The organism is Pseudomonas sp. HP_12, assembly GCF_055283955.1.
The window spans coordinates 297,631-316,314 of sequence record NZ_JBTOQG010000001.1 but is presented as its reverse complement, the minus strand read 5'-3'; the positions used below and the strand labels follow the sequence as shown (position 1 = coordinate 316,314).

Below are 18,684 nucleotides of genomic sequence, written 5' to 3'. Positions count from 1 at the left end.
TTGTGATGGCATCCCGCAAATTCGAGTGTGCTCACACCGGCGTCTTCCCGGCTGAAGCCGGTCCTACAAAACTAATATTCAGCAGCATCCCCTTCAGCCCTAAAAAACGATGTCCCGGTAGAACGCTTTCAGCGTATCAACGAACTCTTCGGACAATTTTGTCCGCGTCTGGGCCGGGGCCCACATGACGTAGGTGGGGAAGAGGATCTGCGGCACGAACGGGCGGATCACGATATCGCGATGGCGATAATCACGGGCCACCAGCGGGTGGGCGAGGGTGATGCCCATGCCCAGTGCCACCATCTCGCAATTGATCGCGCTGTACTGCGCCTCCACGGTCATGACCCGTTCCACGCCCGCCTGCTCGAACAGGCCATCGACCAGCGCACGGGTGCCGTCGCCGTGGCAGAGCGAAACAAAGGTCTCTCCCTCCAGGTCGGTAAAGGTGATCTCTTTCCGGCTCGCCAATGGATGAGCCGCCGGCAGCACGCACACCGCCGCCACTTCGCTCAGCAACTCGATCTGCTGACTGTCGACATCGCCGGGGTGCACCACAATCCCCACGTCGCAGAACTGCGACTTCACCCATTGCTCGACGGTGGGCGAGGAGTTCACGTGCAGGGAAACCGTCAGTTCCGGTCGCGACTCGGTAAACGCCTTCAGCACCCGGGGAATCATGCTCAGCCCGGTCGAAGGCACCGCCGCCACCCGCAAGCGCCCCGTGCCCAGGTTACGGATGTTTTTGGCCGACAGCTTGAGGCTGTCCAGCCCGACGTAGGCCCGCTCGACCTCTTGAAAAAACGCCTGACCCTCCTGGGTCGGAATCAGTCTGACGCCCGCCCGCTTGAACAGGGTCAGCCCGGTGCTCAGTTCCAGTTGGGCAATCAGCCGGCTGATGTTGGGTTGCGAGGTAAACAGCACCTCCGCCGCAGCGGTCATGGAACCCAGGCGCATGACGCTGCGGAAGGCTTCGATCTGTCTCAGGTTCATGGCGCGCTCCATATCAAATATGAATAACTAAGGCGGATATCCGTATTTGACCATATGGAGGGGCCGTCGCAATACTCGAACCAGCCACCCATAGCGCACATGAAGATGCGCCACCCCGCGATGGATTCGCCGGGAGCATGCACGCTGCATGCACGCTGCATGCACGGCCTCGGTTCACGCCGAAGCGACTGACGCATTGTTCGATCTGCCCCACGCACTTCGGAGATAGTCTGTGAATAGCCTTGACCTTCCCTCAGCAGCACGACCGTTTCGTCCCTTCCATCGCAATGCCGTGGCTATTGCCCTGACGCTCGCAGCAATCAGCAGCACGCCGGCCTTCGCCGAGACCACGCTGTACGTGGCCGGGGTCGGCGGTTCCACCGAGCAGATGTACAAAAACCGCGTCATCCCGGCCTTCGAAAAACAGCACAACGTCAAAGTCGTCTACGTGGCCGGCAACTCCACGGAGACCCTGGCCAAGCTGCAGGCGCAGAAAGGCCGTCAGCAGATCAACGTCGCGATGATGGACGACGGCCCGATGTACCAGGCGTTGCAGATGGGCCTGTGCGAAAAGCTCAGCGACGCGCCGGTCTACAAGGACCTTTATCCGCTGGCCCGGCTGAGCCCTGAAGCCACGGGGATTGGCGTGGTAGCCACCGGTATCGGCTACAACGAAGACGCGTTCAAGAAGCGCGGCTGGGCGGCACCGGATTCCTGGGAAAACCTCACCGACCCGCGTTTCAAGCAACTGCTCGGCATGCCGCCGGTGACCAACACCTACGGCCTGCACACGCTGGTGGAAATGGCCCGTCTGAGGGGCGGCGGCGAGAAAAACATCGACCCCGGCTTCAAGGCGCTCAAGGATGAAATCGGCCCCAATGTGCTGGCGTGGGTGTCGGCGCCGGGCGAGATGGACGGCATGATGCAGAACGGCGACATCGTCATGGCGGTGTACGGCAGCGGTCGGGCCGTGGCGTTGCAGGGCACCGGCTTCCCGCTGAAATTCATCTACCCGAAGGAAGGCGGCATCGCACTGCAGGTCGCCGCGTGCAGCGTGACCCCCAACGCGCAATCCGAACTGGCCCAGGCGTTCATTCAGTACGTGCTGTCACCTGAAGTGCAGGAAATTCAGGCGCGGGAGAATGGTTTTGCGCCGGTGAACCAGACCGTCAAGCTGCCGGACGACGTCGCCGCGCGCATGCCGTACGGGCCGGAGAAGGTTAACGCGCTGATCAAGGTCGATTGGGAAACCATCAACCAGCAGCGCAGCGAGTGGACCACGCGCTGGAACCGCACCGTCGAGCGATAGCGGTCGATCTACCGATCCCTTTCGCTGATCGACAGTCGCTGATCGACGTAAGCGCCGATCTTCCCCAGCACCCTTCTGGAGACGCAGGTTCGCCTGCGTGGCACGCCCATGGCATTTCTCACCCTTGAAGGCATCGTCAAGACCTACGGCACGTTCAGGGCCATTGACGGTTTGAACCTAGAAGTCCGGCATGGCGAGTTCATCGCCTTGCTCGGCCCGTCCGGGTGCGGCAAGACCACCACGCTGCAATCCATCGCAGGCTTCGTGCAGCCCACCGAAGGTCGCATTGTCCTCGACGGCCGCGACATCACCCACGTGCGCCCCGAGCAGCGCGGGCTGGGCATCGTCTTTCAGAGTTATGCGCTGTTTCCGCACATGACCGTGGCGCAGAACATCAGCTTTGGCCTGGAAATGCGCGGCGTGCCCAGGGCCGAGCGCGGCAAGCGCGTCGACGAAGCGCTGGATCTGGTGCGCCTCGCGGGCCTCGGTGAGCGTTACCCGAAAGCCTTGTCGGGCGGTCAGCGCCAGCGGGTGGCGATTGCCCGCGCCCTGGCGATCCGTCCGAACCTGCTGCTGCTCGACGAGCCGATGTCCAACCTCGACGCCAAGCTGCGCGAAGAGATGCACATCGAACTGCGGGCGATTCAGCGCGAGCTGGGCATCACCACCATTCTGGTGACCCACGATCAGGTCGAAGCGATGACCATGAGCGACCGCATTGCGGTGATGCAGAAGGGCCGCATCGTGCAGATCGACACGCCTTTCGAAGCCTACGAGCGGCCGCATTCGCCCTTCGCGTCGGCATTCCTCGGCAAGACCAACGCCTTCGCCGGCGCCGTGCAATTGCGCAACGACCGTTGCTGTCACGTGCAGGTCCACGACACGCTGATGCACGTGCCCCACGAAGACCGCACGCTGGGGAATGACGTCAACGTCTACATCCGCCCGGAGAAAATCCGTCTGGTGGCGCTGGGCAGCGGGCGGTTTTCCGGGCGCGTCCGGCTGCGGGTGTTCCTCGGCAATCTGTGGCTGATGGCGGTGGAAAGTCGCCTGGGCCTGGTGCACATGACCCTGCCAAACCTCGGCATGCCGCCGCCGGAGGAGGGCAGTGAGGTCGGGCTGGATTGGTCGGATGACGACCTGCGCCTGCTGGACCGGGAGGTCACCCATGGCCAGGTATGACGCCGAACGGGTGGGCGTGGCGCCGTGGTTGCTGAGCGGGCCGGCATTGCTGGTGTTCATCGCGCTGTTGCTGGCGCCCTTGCTGCTGACCGCCGTGCTGTCGTTGAACCTGTTCAGCGACACCGACGGCGTGGTGCCGAGCTACAGCCTTGGCAATTACCTGGAAGTATTCAAGGACGATTACTTCCACGAGATCTTCCTGCGCACCGGCGGCATGGCCCTGGCAGTCACGGTGTTGTGCGTGCTGTTGGGCATTCCGGAAACCATCATCATTGCGCGCATGGCGCCGCGCTTGCGTTCGCTGTTCCTGCTGGTGGTGTTGGGGCCGCTGCTGATCTCCGTGGTGGTGCGGACCCTGGGCTGGGCAATCCTGCTGGGCAACAACGGCCTGATCAATGATGCCCTGCAAGCGCTGGGAATCACTGACCAACCGGTGAAAATGCTGTTTACCCAAGTCGGCGTGGTCATTGCCCTGACCCACGTGCTGGTGCCGTTCATGGTCATTGCGGTCTGGGCCACCCTGCAACGGCTGGACCTTCAAGTGGAGTGGGCAGGCCTGTCCCTCGGCGCGTCGCGACTGACGGTGTTCCGCCGGATCATCCTGCCGCAGATCATGCCCGGCGTGCTGTCCGGCTCGATCATCGTCTTCGCCCTGGCCGCGTCGGCCTTCGCCACCCCGGCGATCATCGGCGGCCGACGCCTGAAAGTGGTCGCCACGGCGGCCTACGACGAGTTCCTCGGCACCCTCAACTGGCCCCTCGGCGCGGCCATCGCGATGCTTCTGCTGCTGGCGAATCTGATCATCATTCTGGGTTGCAGCAAACTGGCCGAGCGCCGGTTCAAGCAAGTCTTCGAGTAGCCGACCATGCACAAGAACGGATTTTTCTCGCTGCTGTTCCATGCCTTGTTCGTCACGTTCATCGTCGCGCCGCTGGTGGTGGTGATGGCCATGGCGTTCACCAGCAAGGGCTACCTGTCGCTGCCCACCGAAGGCCTGTCGCTGCGCTGGTTTCGGGCGCTGGCGGACAACCAGGACATGCTCGACGCCTTCGCGCTGTCGATCAAACTCGGCCTGGCGTCGGCGACCATTGCCGCCCTGCTGGCGATACCGGCGGCACTGGCCATCAGCCGTTATGACTTTCCCGGCCGGGGCGCGGTAACCGGGTTTCTGCTGTCGCCGCTGATGATCCCCTCGGTGGTGCTCGGCATCGCGTTCCTGCGCTTCTTTTCCCTGGCGCAGATCGGCGGCTCGTTCTGGGCGCTGACCCTCACCCACGTGATTGTCGTGCTGCCCTATGCGCTGCGCCTGACGCTGGCCTCGACCATCGGCCTTGAGCGGGACATCGAGCACGCCGCGCTGTCCCTCGGTGCCAGCCGCTGGACGGCGTTTTACCGGGTGGTGCTGCCGCGGATTCGCACCGGTGTGGTCGGCGGCTGGATGCTCGCGTTCATCCAGAGCTTCGACGAACTGACCATGACTGTGTTCGTCGCCACCCCCGGTACCACGACGCTGCCGGTGGCGATGTACAACCAGATTTCCCAGACCATCAACCCGTTGATCACGGCGGTGTCGACGGTGCTGATCGTCGGCACCTTGCTGCTGATGCTGATATTGGACCGAATGGTCGGACTGGACCGGGTCTTGATTGGAGAAGGCAAATGAGTCAGGGCACACAGAGCGTCATTCACTCGGACGTGATCGTCATCGGCGGCGGGCTGGTGGGGACGGCAGTCGCTTACGGCCTGGCCCGCAGCTGCGCCGACACCGTGGTGCTGGACCAGGGCGACGATGCGTTTCGCGCCTCACGGGGCAATTTCGGTTTGGTCTGGGTTCAGGGCAAGGGCCACGATTTGCCGGACTACTCGCGCTGGACGCGTTCCTCGGCGAGCCGCTGGCCGGACTTCGCCCGGGCGCTGATGGCCGACAGCGGGGTGGACGTGCAGCTCCGTCAGCCCGGTGGCTTCCACATGTGTTTCAGCGACGAGGAGCTGATCGAGCGGCAATCGCGTCTGCAAACCCTGCAGGACGCCCTCGGCGACTATCCCTTTCAGATGCTCGACGCCGCCGACCTCAAGGCGCGCTTGCCCTTGATCGGCCCGTCCGTGGTGGGCGCCAGTTACACGCCCCAGGACGGTCACGTCAATCCGCTGAAACTGCTGCGCGCATTGCACACCTCGGCCCAGGCCAAAGGCGCGCGGTTTTACGGCGGCATTCAGGTGGATTGCATCGACGGTGCCACCGGTGAGTATTGCGTCACCGCCGGCACTCAACGCTTCATCGCGCCACGGGTGGTGCTGGCGGCCGGGCTGGGCAATCCGGGGCTGGCCCGCCAAGTGGGGCTGCATGCGCCAGTGGCGCCGAACCGCGGCCAGGTGCTGGTCAGCGAGCGGGTCCGGCCGTTTCTTGATCACCCGACGGTCCACGTTCGGCAGACCGACGAAGGCACCGTGCAACTGGGCGACTCAATGGAAGAGGTGGGGTTCGACGACAGCACCTCCACCCACGTGCTTGAAGCCATCGCCCGGCGCGGTGTCGCGACCTTTCCATTGCTGCGTGAGGTGCGGCTGATTCGGGCCTGGGCGGCGCTGCGCGTCCTGAGCCCCGATGGATTTCCCATTTATCAGCAATCGGCCAGCCACCCGGGCGCCTTCGTGGTGACCTGCCACAGTGGCGTGACCCTGGCCGCCGCCCACGCCCTGCGCATCGCGCCGTGGGTGATGGGCGGTGCCATGCCTGACGAGCTCGGCGCATTCGCCGGCGAGCGTTTCCTGACTGACAAGGTGTTTTCCCATGCGCACTGATCCGCTGTTTCAACCGGTCATGAGTGAAGTCAGGTCGACGCGGACTGTCCGCCTCAGCTTCAACGATCAAACCCTCGAGGTGCCAGCGGGCATCAGCGTGGCAGCGGCACTGCTGATGTCCGGGATCAACCGTTTTCGCGCGACGCCGGTGAGCGAATCGCCTCGGGCGCCGTATTGCATGATGGGCGTGTGCTTCGAGTGCCTGGTGGACATCGACGGCGTGCCCAACCGCCAGAGCTGCCTGATCGAAGTGGCGGACGGCATGCGCATCCGCTCCCAGGAAGGCGCGCGGGACCTGATTTTCCAGCCCTGCGATGTGCAGACCGTCGGGGTGCAGTCATGAATGATCTTTTTGGCGGCGTCGTCGACGCTGTGGACGTGGTCGTCGTCGGCGCAGGTGCCGCCGGCATGGCAGGCGCCGTGGCCCTGGCCGGGTTCGGTTTGCAGGTGGTGTTGCTGGACGAGCAGGGCAGTCCGGGCGGGCAGATTTATCGCGGCATCACCCTCGCGCCGCTGTCGCGAAGGGATCTCCTCGGCGCGGATTATGCCCATGGCAACTTGTTGGCCCAGGCCCTGGCGTCGTCATCGGTGCGTTATGAAAAAGGCGCGGCGGTCTGGCAGGTGATTCGGGATCATCAGGTCAGCTACCTGCGCGACGGACGCTTGCACACGCTTCAGGCCAAGGCCGTGTTGCTTGCCACTGGCGCCATGGAACGGCCGTTTCCCATTCCGGGCTGGACCTTGCCCGGTGTCATGAGCGCAGGCGCCGCGCAGATTCTGCTAAAGAGTGCCGGTCTTGCGCCGACCGAGCCGGTGGTGCTGGCCGGCTGTGGCCCGCTGCTGTACCTGCTCGGCTGGCAATACCTGCGCGCGGGCGTGCCGATCAAGGCCTTGGTTGATACCACGCGGCCGGAAGATTACTGGCGGGCGCGGCGTCATCTGTTCGCGGCGCTGCGCGCCTGGCCGTATTTGCGCAAGGGGCTGGAATTGATGCGCAGCCTGCGCAGCGCCCGCATCCCGCACCATACGGGCGCCGAGCAACTGGCGATTGAGGGTGACGACGCCGCCACCGCATTGACCTTCACCGTGGCCGGCAAGGCTCAGCGGATCGACGCGCGTTGCGTGCTGTTGCATCAGGGCGTAGTCCCGAACATCCAATTCAGTCAGTCGTTGCGCGCACGCCATGTCTGGGACGTCGATCAGTTGTGCTTCAGCCCGGTGGTCGACCCGTGGGGTGAGCTGGACGTGCCGGGGATGTTTGTCGCCGGTGACGGCGCCGGCATTGGCGGTGCCCAGGCCGCGGCCCTGCAGGGTGAGTTGGCGGCGCTGGGCATCGCGCAACAATTGGGCAGGTTCGATACAGGTCAGCGTGATGAACGGGCAGGGCCGCTGCGTGAAAAGCTCGCGTTAAACCTGCGCATTCGGCCGTTTCTTGATGCGCTCTATCAGCCGAAGGAAGCGAACCGCATCCCCGCCGATGAGGTCATCGTCTGCCGCTGCGAGGAAGTCACGGCGGGGGACCTGCGCAAATTCGTCGCCCTGGGCTGCGCCGGCCCCAATCAGGCCAAATCCTTCGGCCGCTGTGGCATGGGGCCTTGTCAGGGCCGGATGTGCGGGCTGACCGTCACTGAGGTGATCGCCAAGGCCCGCGGCGTGTCGGCGGCGGAAGTCGGCTACTACCGCATTCGCCCGCCGATCAAGCCCATCACCCTGGGAGAGCTGGCCGGTGAGTGAGGCGCGGGCAAGGCACAGCGACGTGCTGGTGATAGGCGGCGGCATTCACGGTCTGAGCACTGCGCTGCACCTGGCTCAGCGCGGCGTCGAGGTCACAGTGCTGGAGGCTGACTACTGCGGTCGGCATGCCTCCGGGGTCAACGCCGGCGGGGTGCGCACCCTCGGCCGTCACGATGCGGAAATCCCCCTGGCGCTGTCGTCCCGCGCTCTCTGGCATGACCTGGCGCAGACACTGGGGGATGACGGCGGTTTCGTGCCCAGTGGCCAGCTCAAACTCGCGGAAACCGCCGCCGAACTCGATGAATGCCGACGGCGGGTCGAACACTTGCAGCGCCTGGGTTTCACCCATGAAGTGCTGATCGACGCTCAACAGGTGTTCGAGATCATTCCTACGGTTGCCCGGCATGTGGTGGGCGGCATCTGGGTCAAGGATGACGGCTATGCCATTCCCTACAGAACGGTGACGAGCTTTCGGCTGGCGGCGGAAAAGCTCGGGGTGAAGGTGCTTGAAATGACACCGGCCCAACGCATCGAGCAACGCGGCAGTGAGTGGCAAGTCACCACGCCCGCCGGGGTGTTCAGCGCCGGGCATCTGGTGATCACCGCCGGGGCCTGGGCGCGGGAGCTGGCCGAACAAGTCGGCGAATCGGTGCCGGCCCATCCCGAAGGCTTGATGCTGATGGTGACTCACCGCGTCGCGCCGTTTTGCGCGCCGGTGCTGGGGGCAACCGGTCGCTCGCTGTCATTCAAGCAGTTCGCCAATGGCACGGTGGTGATCGGCGGCAAACTGATTGGCAGCGTGGATTTCCCGGCGCGCCACGGCGAAGTGGACCTGGCCCGGCTTGGCATCAGCGCGAGGACCGTCACCGACCTGTTTCCCCATCTCAAGCACCTGGGCGTCAATCGCGTCTGGGCCGGCGTCGAAGCGTTTACCGCGGATGATTTGCCGGTGATTGGCGCGAGCCGCAAGGCCAGTAATCTCAGTTATTCCTTCGGCTTCTGCGGCAGCGGCTTCCAGATGGGCCCCGGCACCGGCAAGCGCCTGGCGCAGCAGATCCTCGGCGAGCATTCGGACATTTCGCTGGAGGCGTTCGACATCGGCCGGTTTGATGACGCCCGTTGTAAAACGCCTCAGTTCGATATTTCAAGCGGCGCCCATTTAGTCGTTCGATAAACCCTTAACACCCTCCCTCCCATAAGGAGTTCACATGCTGGAAATCAATCGCATCGAAACCAACCAACGCATGAGCCGCGTCGTGCAGTGCAACGGCTTTACCTTCCTCGGCGGCCAGACCGCAACGGATCGCACCCTCGACATCAAAGGGCAGACCGCGCAAGTGCTGGAGAAGATCGACAACTACCTGGCCAAGGCCGGCCTCGATAAAACGCGGATTCTTACCGCGCAGGTCTGGCTGTCGGACATCGCGGCGAATTTCGCCGGCATGAATGAAGTCTGGGACGCCTGGGCGCCGGAAGGGCACGCACCCGCGCGGGCTACCGTGGAATCACGCCTGGCAGCGCCGGATTTGCTGGTCGAAATCACAGTGGTGGCGGCGGGCTGAGTCAGCCGGCTGTGTGAATGCGCGGCGCCGGGCGGGGTCTATCCCTCACCCGGCGTTGTCGCTCAAGGGCGGACAGACGCTTCGGCGGAGTTGGTCACCAGGTGATTCTGGGTCGCGCGGCGCTGCTGGGTAATCAGCACCTGGGGCACCGATGAACAGCGGTATTTGATGCCCTTTCTGGTCGGCATCACGGCAACGCTTTCCATGCATTCTGCGCGGGTCGAATACGCCGTCGGCTGGCTCTCGTCCAGACATCCTTCCCCACCGGAACACATAGTCATTACAACCACAAAGATGCTCTTCATTGCTCTCATTCCTTTTTGGCAAATCACGGCGCGGGACAGCGGGTGTGCGGCGATTTTGAGGGGAGGTGATGGCTTATGGCAATGCGGCGGAGATGCATTTCGTCGGGAATATGACGCTTTTCAGCGTCGTGTTGATTTAGGTGTCGTTTGGCAGTCGGTAATTTGACGCCATCCTTTTAAAGGGGGTTTGCTTTACTCAAGTCTGGCGTCAATTCAATGCGCTGGCGTGGGTCTCCAGAACCGTTTTAGAGACCGGAATCTGGCTCGGACTCAATAACGCGCAACCAGTCCCAGCGTGCCTGATAGTCCTGCGCCTTTTTTCGGAACTGCGCCGGTTGCGGGAAGTTCGGGTTCATACGCAAAACCCCCGGTTCGAGCTCATCCAGGCCATGGGGCGCGTAGAGCTCGCCCGTGTCGATGTGCAGTCCGACGCAGGTCGAGCAGATGAGGAAGCGGTCAATGCCTTCTTTCGCGGACTGGAGCGGCGGGTAGTCATAGCCAAACCGATCTGCGAACCACAGGTGCACGCGCGCCTGATTGCGCAGCTCCACTTTGACGTCCAAGTCCTCAAAGAGCGCCTGCGCCGCCACAATGACGCGGTTCTCTGCCTCCCATGAGAGGTCCTCATCGAAATAGAACACGTCGTAATCATTCACGCCCCATTCGGCGGGACGGTTGGATAGCCGATTCCAGACCGCCTGAAACAGGCAGCCTGCGGTGAGCAGGGTCTGGTTGAGCCCCAGGGATGGAAGTCGCTCGACAAGTTGAGCGTTAACCGGGTTGGACAAGGCCAGATCGATGAGGGTGGAGGCGGTCAGTGTCATGTGGACTTCCTGGGTGGGGCAGCTTTGGCAGCGAGCTCTGTTTGAAAAAAAACCGATCAGGACGGGTCTGCGCGGGTGAATCTACCGCCGCTGTTTGCCTGCTCAAGCAGCGGCAGAACATCCTCCAATGCATCCACGGTAGTGACGGGCGCCGCTTCCGACTGCGGCCAGGGGTGAAACCCGCTTAACCACACTGCCTTCATGCCAGCGGATTCAGCGCCTTTGACGTCGTTGATCGGATGATCGCCCACGTACATGCATTCGCCTGCATCGAGCCCCAGCAGTTGAGCCGCCTGCAGAAAAATCCGCGGATCGGGTTTTCGCCAGCCTGCTGCCTCGGAGCTCACCAGATGCGTGACGTGCCGTGCAAAGGGGAGGCGAGCGACTGTGCGCTCGCGTGATCGCTGGGTGCCGTTGGAAATGATACCGACGGTGATGCCGTGTCCCAGCAGCGTGTCTATCAGCGTCCGAGCGCCCGGCATCTCGACGGTTTGCGCCGGGAACAGCTCGACCCAGTGCGCTGCCAGCTCTGCCACGTCCACCGGTAGCCGCCATTGCAGGCGTTCAACCAGCGCTGATGCGACAGCCATTCTGATAGTGGGGTGAGGACTGTCCGCTGATAGATAACCGCCGTTGTCCTGAGCTGCAATCAGGTCGGCGATCAGCGCAAGATCATGGCTGCCAAGGTGCGATGCATACTCGCGCACAAACACTTCCGCGTAGGCATCGATGCTTTGCCGGCGATGGACCAGCGTGTTGTCGAGGTCGAACAAAACGGCGCGGATGTGCATGGGTGGTTCAACTCAAAATGTTGTCTTCAAAGGGTCTGATTTATTTGATCTTGAACACCACTGGCGGCGCTGGCATCCCTCATATGAGTAAATTAGCCTGCTTTTTCAGTACATCCTATGGGGAGTCTAAGATGCTCATCGTCTTCAGTGGTTTGCCCGGCACCGGTAAGACAACCCTCGCCAAGGGTCTGGCCGCGACGCTGGGTGCCGTCTATGTGCGCATCGATACGATTGAACAAGCCCTTCGTGATTCGCCGGAATTTGCGCGGGATGTGGGCCGCACGGGTTATCAGATCGCCTACGAGTTGGCGGCCAGCAACCTTGGTTTGGGCAGCACGGTGGTTGTCGACTGTGTGAATCCCGTGATGGAGAGCCGGAGAGCGTGGACCGACGTATCCTCTCGCTCTGGCGCGCCACTGATGAATGTTCAGGTCATCTGTTCCGACATGACGGAGCATCGGCGCAGGGTGGAGACCCGGCAGGTCGATATCCTGGGGCTGACGCCTCCTACCTGGCAATCCGTTATGAACCATGAGTATGAGCCTTGGGACAAATCACCCTTCACCGTAGACACCGCACTTGATTCCCCGGCAGAGGCATTGGCAGCGATCGTCGAGCATATTTCAGTATATGAATCCAAAGGCACCTGAATTGAAAAAAGGGGCCTCAACCAAACCGCTCAACCATGAACTCGATAAAGCTGCGGCCTTGGTCTAGGCCTGGCGGTCAGGCAGATGCAGCAGGTTCAACGGATGAGGTGATCAATTACCGTGAAGTCGCCGAGCCGGTCACGCGACAGTCATAAACCAGACGGAAGGCAGGGGGGGGTGACTCAAGTTGTGACGCGCTGGGCAGATAACCGTGATGTCAGTTACATACGCAACATTGTTCAAGGATCGAACCCATGACCCAGCGTCAATCCAGCCCCATTTCCGTTCTCCGCTCTCGGCGCTTTCTCGGGTTCACCCTCGTTCCGGTCGTGCCCGCCGTCGCCTGGATACTGTTCCAGTCGACCTCTCTCCCTAACCTCATCGCGTGCGCGGCACTGGTTCTGGTCGGCCTCGGCGCGGGGGTGTGGAGTGCTGTTTCCCAACGTGACGTGGTGCTGCGAGCCACTGCCCGAGCACAAGCGGATCAGTCAGAGGCAGACGCGGCGAGCAACGGCATGACCTCGCGGGTACAACTCGATGAGGTATTGCTGGGCGCCATGCCGATCTGGGCCCGGCAAGTGGAAAGCTCTCGGTATCAGACCGAAGAAGCGATTGTGAATCTGACCAATCGCTTCATCGGAATCGCAGCGCGGTTGCAGGAAACGGTTCAGGCTTCCCAGCGCGCGGCCGGCGAACTCGACGGGCAAACCGCGGACGGGGCGCTCGAAGTGCTGTCCCTCAGCGAAAGCGATTTAAGCCAGGTGATCAACTCGCTCAAGGCCGCTCAAACCAGCCGTGACCAGACCCTGGCCCAGGTGCGCGGTCTCACCGCGTATACCGGCGAACTGCGCACCATGGCCGCCGACGTGGCGGCGATTGCCGCGCAGACCAACCTGCTGGCACTCAACGCCGCCATTGAAGCGGCCCGTGCGGGTGAAGCCGGTCGCGGCTTTGCCGTGGTGGCCGACGCGGTACGCAGCCTGTCGAGCAAATCCAGCGAGACCGGCCAGCAGATGTCGGCCAAGGTCGACATCATCAATAACGGCATCACCCAATTGGTGCACGCCGCCTCCAGCAGCGCCGATCAGGACAGTCAATCGGTGGCCGCGTCAGAGAACAGTATTCAAGTCGTGCTCGAGCGTTTTCATAACATCACTCGCCGCCTGGCCGAATCCGCGGACCTGCTCAAGCAGGAAAGCCGGGGCATTGGTGACGAGATGACCGAGGTGCTGGTCGACCTGCAATTCCAGGACCGTGTGAGCCAGATCCTCAGCCATGTGCGGGACAACATGGACGACTTGCATGGCCACCTGCTCCAGGCCAGCGAGGCCCCGGAGCAGGCGACGTCCATCGATGCCCGCCAGTGGTTGGCGCGCATGGACGCCACTTACGCCACTGACGAGCAGCGGCGCACCCATCGTGGCGAGACGCCTGTGCAGCAGAACTCTCAAGACATCACCTTCTTTTAGGAGCCCCTCATGGCGAAGAATGTATTAGTGGTCGACGACTCCAGCAGCGTGCGGCAAGTGGTAGGCATTGCCTTGAAAAGCGCCGGTTACGACGTGATCGAGGCGTGCGACGGCAAGGATGCGCTGGGCAAGCTCACCGGGCAGAAAGTGCACCTGATCATCAGCGACGTGAACATGCCCAACATGGACGGCATCACCTTCGTCAAGGAGGTCAAGAAGCTGGCCAGCTACAAGTTCACCCCGATCATCATGCTGACCACCGAATCCCAGGAGTCGAAGAAGGCCGAGGGCCAGGCGGCGGGTGCCAAGGCGTGGGTGGTCAAGCCGTTCCAGCCCGCGCAGATGCTGGCAGCGGTGTCGAAACTCATCCTGCCCTGAATCCTTGCGCGAGGGAGTCTGCGATGCCCATCACCATCGAAACACTCGACGACAGCACCTGCGTCAGCATTGACGGCGAGCTTACGATCTACTCCGTCGCCGAACTGGCGGGCGCGCTATTGCCGCAGATGGGTGGGGCGCCACGCCTGAAGCTCGACCTCTCGCAGGTCATCGAAATGGATGGAGCGGGGCTGCAGTTGCTCGCGGTCATCCAGCGTGAAGCCGACAACGCCGGCACCGCGTTAAGCGTCACCGGCCAGAGCGTGGCGGTCACGCAGGCCCTTGAGCTGTGTCGCAAAGCGGCCTCATAGCCAGCGCCCGCCACGCCAGTCTCAGCCACGTTCATTGCACGTTCATTGATAGACAAGGAAGGTCCAGGTGAGCATCAATCTCGACCAGGCATTGCAGACATTCATTGTTGAGGCGCACGAGCTGCTGCAGGTGATGGAGCAATCCCTGCTGCAACTGGAAACCGAGCCCGCTGACCAGGATGCCATCGGCGCGATTTTTCGTGCCGCGCACACCATCAAGGGTTCCGCCGGTCTGTTCGGCCTGAACCCCGTCGTCAGCTTCACGCACATCGTCGAGGACGTACTCGACCGTCTGCGCGACGGCAGTGTGGCAGTCGACACCGGGCTGATCGCGGTGCTGCTCAAGTGCGGCGATCATATGCTGGAGTTGATCAATGTCGTCGCCAGCCGTGGCGAAACGCTCCAGCCTGCGGCCCTGGAGCGTGAAGCGGCATTGCGCGAGGCGTTGAGCACCTATCAGGCCCCGCACAGTACTCCCGACACCGGCGTTCAAAACACCGAAACCGGCTCTGCCGACACGTCAGCCGAGGTGCTCTGGCATATTTCCCTGCGCTTCGGTGTGGACGTGTTTCGCAATGGAATGGACCCGCTGTCGTTCCTGCGCTACCTGGAAACCTTGGGGCAGATCACGCAGGTCACGACCCTCACCGACAGCATTCCGGCACTGGACAGCTGGGACCCGGAAAGCTGCTACTTGGGATTCGAGATCGAGCTGCGCTCAACGGCCAGCCACGCCACCCTCAACGAAGTCTTCGACTTTGTGCGTGACGACTGTGAAGTGCGCATCGAGGCCGTCGACCAAACGTCAGACGATGCGGTGTCCACCGGCAGCGAACTGGTTGCCCAGGCGGAGCAGGGCCCATTGACGGCGTCGGTGCAGCGGCTACCGGCGGCCAGTGAGCCGAAAACCCGGGACGGCAACTACGTGCGCGTCAATGCGGACAAGCTTGACGAGCTGATTAACCTGGTCGGCGAACTGGTGATCGCGAGCGCCGGTGCCAGCCTGTTGGCACGTAACTGTCAGAACGACCCGCTGCAAGAGGCGACCTCGACGGTATCAGGACTGGTGGAGGAGATTCTTGATGGCGCACTGCACCTGCGCATGATCCCCATCGGCGACACGTTCAACCGCTTCCGCCGCGTGGTGCGCGACATCAGCCAGGAGCTGGGCAAGGACATCGAGTTGACCATCAGCGGTGCAGAAACCGAACTGGACAAGACCGTCGTCGAGAAAATCGGCGACCCATTGATGCACCTGCTGCGCAACGCCATGGACCACGGCATCGAAAGCGCCGATGCCCGGCGCGCTGCCGGCAAGGCGGGGAAGGGCCATCTGAGCCTCAACGCCTACCACGACTCGGGCAGCATCGTCATCGAAATCGCCGACGACGGCAACGGACTCAACCGCGAACGGATCCTGGAGAAAGCTCAAGAGCGCGGTTTGGTGGCCAGCGGCGCGGTGCTTTCTGATCAGGAGATCTACAACCTGATTTTTGAACCGGGATTCTCGACCGCCGAGGCGGTGACCAATCTGTCGGGCCGTGGCGTCGGCATGGATGTGGTCAAGCGCAACATCACGCTGCTGCGCGGCACTGTCGATCTGGACAGTCGCCCGGGCGAAGGCACCGTGGTGCGCATTCGCTTGCCGCTGACCCTGGCGATCATCAACGGTTTTCTGGTCGGCATCGATACATCCACCTACGTGATTCCGCTGGACATGGTTCAGGAATGCATCGAACTGGACGAACACCAGCGCCAGTCGAGCCGCGACCAGGGTTACCTGGATTTGCGTGGCGAGGTGTTGCCGCTGGTGGACCTGCGCGAGCACTTCAGCCACGAAGGCAGCGCCGGCCGACGCCAGAATGTGGTGGTAGTCCGCTACGCCGAGCACAAGGCCGGGCTGGTCGTTGACGACCTGCTCGGTGAGTTCCAGACCGTGATCAAACCGTTGGGCAAGTTGTTTGGCGCACTGCGCGGCATCAGCGGCTCCACCATATTGGGCAGTGGCGCGGTGGCCCTGATCCTCGACATACCGGCCTTGCTCAACCAAATCGTACAACTGGAAGCCCGCACGACTCAGGCGGCTTATTCGCCAACCGTCGTCGCCCGCTGACGTATTCGCAACACCCTGGAGGCTCCACGATGAAATGGTTTTACGATCTCAAAATATCCACCAAGTTGATCAGCTCCTTCCTGGTGGTCCTGGCACTCACCGCGGCGATGGGCGTCTTTGCCATTCATCAGCTGGGGGCCGTGAACCAGGCGGCCCAGGACATCCGGGGTAACTGGATGCCTTCCATGCGTGCAGCGGCAGGCATGCGTTTTTTTGCCGCCAACTATCGCTTGAAAGAGTACCGCTCCATAACGACCGACGTCGCTGAAGAGAAGGCTCAGGCTGAGCGGGAAGCCGCCGAGTCCCGCCAGCAGTTCGAAACCCGCGTGGGCACCTATGAGCAGTTGCTGTCGAACGACGAAGATCGTCAGCTTCTGGCCGCTGCGAAAAGCGCATGGGCCGCCTACCTGGCAACCAGCAATCAGGTGCTTGAACTGTCCCGGCAGAACCAGGAAGACCGGGCACGCGTCTTGCTGAGGGGCGAGTCCAAAACGCGCTTTGATGATGTGACCAACCGCCTGCAAAAAATGGTCGAGCTCAATGACGGCGGCGCAACGGCTGCCGGTGACAAGGGCTCGGCGCTGTATGAAAGCGCGCGCCTTGCGATCATCGTGGCGCTGGTGGCGGCGTTATTGATCGGCCTGGGTCTGGCTGTGTTCATCGCGCGGATCATTTCGCGTCCGCTGAGACAAGCCGCCACCGCCGCCGAGCAGTTGGCCGAAGGCAATCTCAGTGCACCTATCGCACCGGGGACGAAGGATGAAACCGGCATGGTGCTCAACGCCATGCGCAACATGGTCGGCAAGCTGGGACACATCATCGGTGAAGTGCGTAACGCCGCCGACAACCTGGCCAGCGCGTCCGAGCAGGTCAGCGCCACCGCGCAATCGATGAGCCAGGCCACTAGTGAACAAGCGGCGAGCGTCGAGGAAACCAGTGCCTCGATCGAGCAGATGAGCGCCAGCATCAACCAGAACACCGAAAACGCCAAAGTGACCGATGGCATGGCCAGCAAAGCCGCCAAGGAAGCCACCGAAGGCGGCGATTCGGTGCAGCAGACCGTTGTGGCAATGAAAAAAATCGCCCAGCGCATCAGCATCATCGATGACATCGCCTACCAGACCAACCTGCTGGCCCTCAACGCCGCCATCGAGGCCGCTCGAGCCGGCGAGCATGGCAAGGGTTTCGCGGTAGTCGCGGCCGAAGTGCGCAAACTGGCCGAACGCAGTCAGGTGGCCGCCCAGGAAATCGGCGAGCTGTCTTCCAGCAGTGTGGACATGGCCGAGAAGGCCGGCAAGTTGCTCGGTGAGATGGTGCCGTCCATCAACAAGACCAGCGACCTGGTGCAGGAAATCAGCGCGGCCTCCGAAGAGCAGGCCGCCGGTGTCGCGCAGATCAACACGGCGATGACCCAGCTCAACCAGGTGACCCAGCAGAACGCGTCGAGCAGCGAGGAACTGGCCGCCACCGCCGAAGAGATGAGCAGCCAGGCCGAACAGCTGCAACAGGCCATGAGTTTCTTCGTGCTGGATTCAACACCACGGCCCGCCGCTCAAAGCAACAGCGTGGACAACTCCGGCAGCAAGCCGGGCCATCAGCCGCCTCGGGTCAAACCGCAGCCGCCGCGCAAAGCGTTTGCGTACAGCATGGCCAGTGCCCCGGACGAATCGGAATTCACCCGCTTCTGATCACACCAATCGATGCGGGCCTACAGGGATAACGACATGGGCGCAGTGACCACCACTCGGCAAACCGCAGTTGCGGTGGATGAGGACGCGCAGTACCTGACCTTCATGCTCGGCGGCGAAATGTTTGCCATCGGCATTCTGGGGATCAAGGAAATTATTGAATACGGCAGCCTGACGGTGGTGCCCATGATGCCCGCCTTCGTGCGCGGGGTGATCAACCTGCGCGGTGCGGTGGTGCCGGTGGTCGATCTGTCGGCGCGCTTCGGGCGAGCCAACTCCGCGATCACTCGGCGCTCCTGCGTCATCATCATTGAGGCGAGCACCGAGGAGGGGCAGGCGCAGGACATCGGTTTGCTGGTCGACACCGTGTCTGCGGTGCAAGAGATTCCGTCCGCGCAGATCGAGCCGCCGCCCAGCTTCGGCGCACGGATTCGATCGGATTTCATCAACGGGATGGCGAAGGTCGATGGCAAGTTCGTGATTGTGCTGGATGTAGACAACGTGCTGTCCATCGATGAAATGTCCAGCCTTGCCGAAGCCGGTCAGGTACCGTCCCTTGATCTCGACCCGCGTTGA

20 protein-coding genes are annotated in these 18,684 nt (G+C 62.5%); 16 read left to right on the top strand and 4 right to left on the bottom strand.

The genetic code is table 11. The features are described from left to right. Positions 1 to 99: 99 nt before the first annotated feature. On the bottom strand, positions 100 to 990 hold the full coding sequence (locus ACYASU_RS01385; protein WP_346630361.1) for a LysR substrate-binding domain-containing protein: 891 nt from the start codon (positions 988 to 990) through the stop codon (positions 100 to 102). 232 nt (positions 991 to 1,222) lie between these two features. On the opposite strand from ACYASU_RS01385, the gene ACYASU_RS01380 reads away from it, so the two are divergent. From ACYASU_RS01380 to ACYASU_RS01340, 9 genes are all read left to right on the top strand, one after another. After that, positions 1,223 to 2,299: an ABC transporter substrate-binding protein gene (locus ACYASU_RS01380; protein WP_423571394.1), complete on the top strand. Its 1,077-nt coding sequence runs from the start codon at positions 1,223 to 1,225 to the stop codon at positions 2,297 to 2,299. Between the two features lie 108 nt (positions 2,300 to 2,407). Further along, positions 2,408 to 3,481, top strand: coding sequence for an ABC transporter ATP-binding protein (locus ACYASU_RS01375; protein WP_463581686.1), 1,074 nt, complete (start codon positions 2,408 to 2,410; stop codon positions 3,479 to 3,481). Further along, on the top strand, positions 3,468 to 4,340 hold the full coding sequence (locus tag ACYASU_RS01370) for an ABC transporter permease (protein WP_463581685.1): 873 nt from the start codon (positions 3,468 to 3,470) through the stop codon (positions 4,338 to 4,340). Before ACYASU_RS01375 ends, ACYASU_RS01370 begins: the two co-directional genes overlap by 14 nt. Before the next feature lie 6 nt (positions 4,341 to 4,346). Further along, the gene (locus ACYASU_RS01365) at positions 4,347 to 5,144 is read left to right on the top strand and encodes an ABC transporter permease (RefSeq protein WP_463581684.1); all 798 of its coding nucleotides are present in this window, start codon (positions 4,347 to 4,349) and stop codon (positions 5,142 to 5,144) included. Further along, on the top strand, positions 5,141 to 6,283 hold the full coding sequence (locus ACYASU_RS01360) for an NAD(P)/FAD-dependent oxidoreductase (protein ID WP_463581683.1): 1,143 nt from the start codon (positions 5,141 to 5,143) through the stop codon (positions 6,281 to 6,283). The genes ACYASU_RS01365 and ACYASU_RS01360 overlap by 4 nt, the downstream gene beginning before the upstream one ends. Beyond that, entirely contained in the window at positions 6,273 to 6,626 is a 354-nt protein-coding gene (locus tag ACYASU_RS01355; RefSeq protein ID WP_463581682.1) for a (2Fe-2S)-binding protein, read from the top strand. Before ACYASU_RS01360 ends, ACYASU_RS01355 begins: the two co-directional genes overlap by 11 nt. Further along, a complete protein-coding gene (locus ACYASU_RS01350; protein ID WP_463581681.1) occupies positions 6,623 to 8,017 on the top strand; it encodes an FAD/NAD(P)-dependent oxidoreductase in 1,395 nt (464 codons plus the stop codon). The genes ACYASU_RS01355 and ACYASU_RS01350 overlap by 4 nt, the downstream gene beginning before the upstream one ends. 22 nt (positions 8,018 to 8,039) lie before the next feature. Continuing rightward, positions 8,040 to 9,191: an NAD(P)/FAD-dependent oxidoreductase gene (locus ACYASU_RS01345; RefSeq protein WP_463581680.1), complete on the top strand. Its 1,152-nt coding sequence runs from the start codon at positions 8,040 to 8,042 to the stop codon at positions 9,189 to 9,191. A 37-nt stretch (positions 9,192 to 9,228) separates the two neighbouring features. Continuing rightward, positions 9,229 to 9,579: a RidA family protein gene (locus ACYASU_RS01340; RefSeq protein ID WP_407073248.1), complete on the top strand. Its 351-nt coding sequence runs from the start codon at positions 9,229 to 9,231 to the stop codon at positions 9,577 to 9,579. Positions 9,580 to 9,641: 62 nt separating this feature from the next. Here the strand turns inward: ACYASU_RS01340 and ACYASU_RS01335 are convergent, their stop codons facing one another. The 3 genes from ACYASU_RS01335 to ACYASU_RS01325 all read right to left on the bottom strand — a co-directional run bounded on the left by ACYASU_RS01335 (position 9,642) and on the right by ACYASU_RS01325 (position 11,499). After that, positions 9,642 to 9,884: a hypothetical protein gene (locus tag ACYASU_RS01335; protein ID WP_192173851.1), complete on the bottom strand. Its 243-nt coding sequence runs from the start codon at positions 9,882 to 9,884 to the stop codon at positions 9,642 to 9,644. 245 nt (positions 9,885 to 10,129) lie between these two features. After that, on the bottom strand, positions 10,130 to 10,708 hold the full coding sequence (locus ACYASU_RS01330; protein WP_463581679.1) for a nucleotidyltransferase family protein: 579 nt from the start codon (positions 10,706 to 10,708) through the stop codon (positions 10,130 to 10,132). Between the two features lie 56 nt (positions 10,709 to 10,764). Beyond that, positions 10,765 to 11,499 carry an HAD family hydrolase gene (locus ACYASU_RS01325; protein WP_463581678.1) on the bottom strand — a complete coding sequence of 245 codons (735 nt, stop codon included), beginning with the start codon at positions 11,497 to 11,499 and terminating at the stop codon, positions 10,765 to 10,767. 131 nt (positions 11,500 to 11,630) lie between these two features. Between ACYASU_RS01325 and ACYASU_RS01320 the strand changes: the two genes are divergently transcribed. From ACYASU_RS01320 to ACYASU_RS01290, 7 genes are all read left to right on the top strand, one after another. After that, complete coding sequence (locus ACYASU_RS01320) at positions 11,631 to 12,149, top strand: P-loop nucleotide/nucleoside kinase family protein (RefSeq protein WP_463581677.1); 519 nt, start codon at positions 11,631 to 11,633, stop codon at positions 12,147 to 12,149. A 254-nt stretch (positions 12,150 to 12,403) separates the two neighbouring features. After that, positions 12,404 to 13,618, top strand: a complete 1,215-nt coding sequence (locus tag ACYASU_RS01315; protein ID WP_463581676.1) for a methyl-accepting chemotaxis protein — start codon at positions 12,404 to 12,406, stop codon at positions 13,616 to 13,618. Positions 13,619 to 13,627: 9 nt separating this feature from the next. After that, the gene (locus ACYASU_RS01310; RefSeq protein ID WP_065990830.1) at positions 13,628 to 13,996 is read left to right on the top strand and encodes a response regulator; all 369 of its coding nucleotides are present in this window, start codon (positions 13,628 to 13,630) and stop codon (positions 13,994 to 13,996) included. Between the two features lie 23 nt (positions 13,997 to 14,019). Continuing rightward, a complete protein-coding gene (locus ACYASU_RS01305) occupies positions 14,020 to 14,307 on the top strand; it encodes an STAS domain-containing protein (RefSeq protein ID WP_463581675.1) in 288 nt (95 codons plus the stop codon). Positions 14,308 to 14,374: 67 nt separating this feature from the next. Beyond that, complete coding sequence (locus tag ACYASU_RS01300) at positions 14,375 to 16,420, top strand: chemotaxis protein CheA (RefSeq protein ID WP_463581674.1); 2,046 nt, start codon at positions 14,375 to 14,377, stop codon at positions 16,418 to 16,420. A gap of 29 nt (positions 16,421 to 16,449) precedes the next feature. Beyond that, positions 16,450 to 18,108, top strand: a complete 1,659-nt coding sequence (locus ACYASU_RS01295; protein WP_346626038.1) for a methyl-accepting chemotaxis protein — start codon at positions 16,450 to 16,452, stop codon at positions 18,106 to 18,108. A 36-nt stretch (positions 18,109 to 18,144) separates the two neighbouring features. Beyond that, positions 18,145 to 18,684 (top strand): chemotaxis protein CheW, encoded by a 540-nt coding sequence (locus ACYASU_RS01290; protein ID WP_463581673.1) that lies wholly within the window; start codon positions 18,145 to 18,147, stop codon positions 18,682 to 18,684.